This window comes from Anabaenopsis sp. FSS-46 (genome assembly GCF_029891665.1).
GTDB classification, from domain to species: Bacteria; Cyanobacteriota; Cyanobacteriia; order Cyanobacteriales; family Nostocaceae; genus Anabaenopsis; species Anabaenopsis arnoldii.
Window position 1 is genome coordinate 1 of sequence record NZ_JANQDG010000048.1, and the last position, 5,477, is coordinate 5,477.

General features: G+C 43.4%; 4 protein-coding genes. 3 read left to right on the forward strand and 1 reads right to left on the reverse strand.

Annotated elements, in window-relative coordinates:
* Positions 1–251: 251 nt before the first annotated feature.
* Complete coding sequence (glgA, locus tag NWP21_RS04895; protein ID WP_280791835.1) at positions 252–1,640, reverse strand: glycogen synthase GlgA; 1,389 nt, start codon at positions 1,638–1,640, stop codon at positions 252–254.
* A 394-nt stretch (positions 1,641–2,034) separates the two neighbouring features.
* Here glgA and NWP21_RS04900 point away from each other — a divergent pair, with 394 nt between their 5' ends.
* From NWP21_RS04900 to NWP21_RS04910, 3 genes are all read left to right on the forward strand, one after another.
* Complete coding sequence (locus NWP21_RS04900; protein WP_280791836.1) at positions 2,035–3,669, forward strand: hypothetical protein; 1,635 nt, start codon at positions 2,035–2,037, stop codon at positions 3,667–3,669.
* Positions 3,670–3,759: 90 nt separating this feature from the next.
* Entirely contained in the window at positions 3,760–5,199 is a 1,440-nt protein-coding gene (gene zds / locus NWP21_RS04905; RefSeq protein WP_280791837.1) for a 9,9'-di-cis-zeta-carotene desaturase, read from the forward strand.
* Between the two features lie 85 nt (positions 5,200–5,284).
* Positions 5,285–5,477 (forward strand): MerR family DNA-binding transcriptional regulator (locus tag NWP21_RS04910; RefSeq protein WP_280791838.1); only part of this gene is annotated, 193 nt, incomplete at its 3' end.

Sequence of the window (5,477 nt, forward strand, 5' to 3'; positions counted from 1 at the left end):
CATCATTATGGTTTTAAGGGAACAGGGAACAGGGAACAGGGAACAGGGAATAGTGAGTAGGGAATAGTGAGTAGGGAATAGGGAATAGGGGATAGGGGATAGGGAATAGTGAATGTCCTAATTACCTTGGCGGTTGCTATAACTAAAAAAACTCATGATCAGAACGCTCAGGTTAATTCCGAGGGTCTGGGTCATGAGTTAAGAAAATTATTTGATGATGGAATCAGGATTTAGTATGACTCCACTAATGGCTATTCCTCTTCCTCTGGTAAGCCGAAAATTGATTTATATAACTTTACATACTGCTTGGCGGATTCATGCCAACTGAAGTTCTGGCTCATACCACGTTTTTGCAATTCCTGCCATTGAGGTTGGAAACGGAAGCCTTCCCAAGCTCGGATCATACAGGTGAACAGATCTAATGGTTCATAGCGGTCAAAACAATAACCAGTACCGGCGGCGTTCATGGGGTCATGGTGCAATACGGTGTCCACTAATCCACCTGTACGGCGCACAATAGGGGGACAACCATAACGCAAAGACATCATTTGACTGATACCGCAGGGTTCAAATCGGCTAGGCATTAAGAAAGTATCAGCGCCAGCATAAATCCGACGAGACAGGGAATCATTATATAGCAGATAAGTTGCCATCCTTCCAGGATAGCGGGATGCTAACTGCCACATTTGGGTTTCGTAGTAGCGATCGCCTGTTCCCAACAGCACGAATTGGGCATCAGTATAAGCCATGAAACGGTCTAGGATTTGCAAGACCAGATCAATACCTTTTTGCTCTACCAACCGTGTTACCATGCCAATTAAAAAGGCTTTGCTGTTAACTTCTAAACCTACTTCTTCTTGGAGAGCAATTTTGTTAGCCTTGCGTTTATCCAGGGTATCGATAGTAAAGTTTTCGCTGATGGCTTTATCCGTGGCGGGATCGTAAAGCTCAAGGTCTATACCATTGATAATCCCGGATAATTTACCACTGATAAAAGATAGCAAACCTTCTAGGGTTTCGCCGTAAGCAGGAGTTTTGATTTGTTCAGCATAAGTGGGAGAAACTGTATTTACCCGGTCAGCGTACTGTACCGCTGCTGCCATGGTATTATGTCCCTGCATATACCAAGGACACCAAGTAATTTTTTCTAAATACCATCTCCACGGCCCTTGATAGGCGAGGTTGTGAATAGTAAACACAGTGCTGATATCCGGGTCTTGGTGCATCCACACCGGAATCATGCCCGTGTGCCAATCGTGACAGTGGATAATTTGTGGTTTCCAGTAGTTCCAGCAAAATTCAGCTGCGCCATTGGCAAAAAAAGTAAACCGCCAGTCCTCATCATCACCACTATAAATCCGGCGGGGTGAAAATACAGGATGTCCGAATAAATACAAGGGAACGTCAGTACCAGGTAAAACACTTTCGTAAACTTCAAAGTCCTGGAACATGGCATATCCCTTCCAAATTGGTGCTTCAGGAATCTGCATTTTGTCTGGGAGGAAGCCATAATAAGGCAAGAATATGCGGACATCATGCCCCATTTGTCTCAATATTTTGGGTAATGCACCCACCACATCCCCCATTCCTCCCACTTTGGCCACGGGAGCTGCTTCTGCTGCAACAAATAGAATCCGCATGGTAGTTTTTATTTCCCCGGTTATGCTTATCTGTTTTGAGTTATCAAGTTTTGCACTGCTATATAAAACCTAGACAAAGCTAGACTTTACTTTCTACTTCAACAGGAGCATGGGAGCGGTTATCCCTCAGTAGACTTGCACGCCTTAGCCAGACGCGATATTTCTCTTAAGATTTACAAGAAAGACTACCGCTATCATTGCTTGGTTTTCGCGTTGGCAATAGTCTTAATTCAATACCTGATATCGTATTATATATCAAGTGGGCGATTTTCTTAACTCACTTATGTCAATTCTTGTCAACATAAGTATAGTTTTGTCTATAAAATAGTCAGCTTAGGACTAGCTCTTTCTCATAGTCTACTGCCAAATAGCTTCTTTTTGATTAATCTACTTTATGACAAGCTTTAATCGCTCTACCACTCGTCGGTTGAAAACATTAACTCAAATTCCTTCTGTATGGGAGGGCGATCGCCGTCCAATGTCATCGTCGCCAACATCAGCTTCAGACTCCGAGAGCAACGGTGAATGTATTCTTTGGGTAGATGGTTCCCAAGGTGTGGTGCGGGGGATGGATGTAGTATCTCCTGAAATAGGTCCAGAAGCAATTGTTCGCACCTTAATGCGTGCAATGGAGCATCCCCATAGCCCTGGTAAACCCGCCAGACCCCAAAAGATTGTAGTTAAAGACCGAGAAATTCAGTTTTACCTGCGGGGTGTGCTGCAAGGCTTGGATATTAGCATTGATTACGTTCCCGAATTGCCCTTAATCGACGAACTTTTCCGCGGATTTACTGAGATACAGGATAATCAAGTGCCAGATTTACCTCCCCAATATGCACAAGTATTGCGTGATCAGGCCTTCGCTGTTTGGCACACTGCACCTTGGGAATTTTTACAAGAACAACAAATATTATCAATAGAGATTAATAACTGGGACGTTGGGACACTGTACGTTTCCGTCATGGGGATGCTAGGGATGGAGTACGGGATTTTACTTTATCGCTCTGAAGATTCTCTGAGGCAGTTTCGGGCAGAAGTTTTAGAGGATGATGAATCACAAGCACATTTAGAAGAGGCTTTCCTCAAACAAGACTGTCTATTTCTGACTTTTGAAAGTGAAGATGAAGATGAAGATGAAATGGATGGGGACGAGGATTTAAGCGATTTACCCATATCGGAAATTCAGCCTACTTTCGGTAATATCCACCCATTAGAAGGATTGCGGTCGGTTTTGTATGAAGAGGAGGCACTAGCAGTATTTGTGGCTTTAGAGAGCCTGATCCGCTTTATCCGCGATTACCATAACCAGCTCGATAGTGAAACTTTTCCTACCCTCAGCCGTCGCTATCGTATTGCTGTACCTAAATCCAATTCAGAATCAATTAAGTCTTTGTCTGTGACTGTCTCCACTATGCCGCAATTAGCAGCAGAATTAGAGGAAATGGCAGGTTGGGACATGGAAGAACTAGAAATGGGAGGCGAAGACTCGCCTGATTTTCCTGGCTTGCGAGATGATCTGATTCCAGAAAATTCTTTTATCAGTCTGGGAGTAATCTCTTGGGAAATGTTAGACTCATTGCGTCAAGGAGTTCTAAATTATCAATCTGCTGAAATATCAAAAGTGGGTGATGGATTACCGGTAGTTTTAATTCAAACCTCACGACCCAAGGCTAAAACTATCATTGAAAATATTGTCGCAGCCGGCGGACTCAAAGCCATTTGCTTTAATCCGGGTGCTGATCCTTTTGATGGCGATCGCTACGATTTGGGTTTGTTGCAAACTGAAAATGGCGAATTATTCTTGTTCGGTGAATTTTTAGATGATGATCCAACCCATGGAGAAGCCCGGAAGAAATGGGATGAGCGGTGTAAAAACACCAACGGCTACTGTGGTTTGATTATTGCCAAAGGAATAAAAGGATCTACGAGTCGCAACCCCCAATTAGGAGATATGATGGCTTTATTTGAAGCGCACTCACTTTCTCATCAAGCCCTAGGTTTTGGCACTCTGCAACTCATGCCTGAGTGAGAATTTGACTAAAACTTACCCAAGGATCAATAGCTAATTCCGCTACCAACTCAGTTACAATTTGTAAAGAAACTGAAAGGGTAAGATGGAATGCGCGTTGCAATTGTGGGTGCGGGACTGGCTGGGCTAGCAACCGCGGTAGATTTGGCTGATGCTGGTTGTGAAGTAGAGATTTTTGAGTCCCGCCCATTTGTTGGTGGTAAAGTCAGTAGTTGGGTAGATGAAGATGGCAACCATATTGAAATGGGATTGCACGTATTTTTTGGTTGTTACTACCAGCTATTTGATTTAATGGAGAAAGTGGGGGCATTATCCAATTTACGCCTAAAAGAACATACCCACACTTTTATTAATCAAGGGGGACGTACTGGTAGTTTAGATTTTCGCTTTATTACTGGTGCGCCTTTCAATGGATTAAAGGCATTTTTTACAACTTCTCAATTATCATTACAAGATAAACTACAAAATGCCATCGCCTTGGGTACTAGCCCCATTGTTCGCGGATTAGTAGACTTCAACGGGGCGATGAAAACTATCCGTAACTTAGATAAAGTTAGCTTTGCTGAATGGTTCCGCAGTCACGGCGGTAGTGAGGGTAGTATCAAACGGATGTGGAACCCCATTGCTTATGCTTTGGGATTTATTGATTGTGATCATATTTCCGCCCGTTGTATGTTGACAATCTTCCAGTTTTTTGCATCTAAAACTGAAGCCTCAATTATGCGGATGCTGGAAGGTTCCCCAGATGAGTATTTGCACAAGCCCATCCTGAAATATTTAGAAGCAAGAAACGTTAAAATTCATACTCGTCGCCAAGTCAGGGAAATTCAATTTACTCAATCAGGAGAACAAACTCAGGTAACTGGTATTGTAGTTGCCCAAGGTGACACCACACAAACCGTTAGGGCTGATGCTTACCTCTGTGCTTGCGATGTCCCGGGGATTCAGCGTATATTACCCCAAGAGTGGCGTAAGTGGTCGGAATTTGACAATATTTATAAATTAGATGCAGTACCCGTGGCCACAGTACAGCTGCGATTTGATGGCTGGGTAACAGAACTCCAAGATGAACACGAACGCAAACAGCTAAATCATGCCGCGGGGATAGATAATTTACTGTATACTGCCGATGCTGACTTTTCTTGTTTTGCTGATTTAGCCCTGGCTAGTCCCAGTGATTATTATCGCCCGGGACAAGGGTCTTTATTACAGTTGGTACTCACACCGGGAGATCCTTTTATTAAACAAACCAATGAAGCGATCGCCCAACACGTGCTCAAACAAGTTCATGAACTGTTCCCCTCATCCCGCGAACTGAATATGACTTGGTATAGTGTTGTAAAACTGGCGAAATCACTCTACCGAGAAGCACCAGGGATGGATCCTTACCGTCCTAACCAAAAAACCCCAGTGCATAACTTCTTTTTAGCAGGTAGTTATACTCAACAAGATTATATTGACAGCATGGAGGGAGCAACCATTTCTGGACGGCGTGCAGCAAAAGTGATTTTAGAGAACCTGAAACAATAAGCAAACGCACTAAGCAGAGGTTAGCCAATAGCTAGTTATTTGCTAACAATAGATTATATATCCTCATAACTGCTCAGATAGTGGTATGGCTTATGTACCACTACGAGAAGCAGTCAAACAACTGGGACTGCACCCAAACACTTTAAGGAAGTACGCAGACAATGGCAAGATTGAAAGCATCAAAAACGAAGCAGGACAAAGACTTTTTCACGTTGAATCCTACCTCCGTGGTGCAGCTAGAACTTCCATTGTTTGCTACTGCCGAGTTAGTTCAACCA

Coding starts and splice junctions, on each gene's coding strand:
- glgA (WP_280791835.1), bottom strand. CDS start 1,640: ATGCGGATTCTATTTGTTGCAGCAGAAGCAGCTCCCGTGGCCAAAGTG.
- NWP21_RS04900 (WP_280791836.1), top strand. CDS start 2,035: ATGACAAGCTTTAATCGCTCTACCACTCGTCGGTTGAAAACATTAACT.
- zds (WP_280791837.1), top strand. CDS start 3,760: ATGCGCGTTGCAATTGTGGGTGCGGGACTGGCTGGGCTAGCAACCGCG.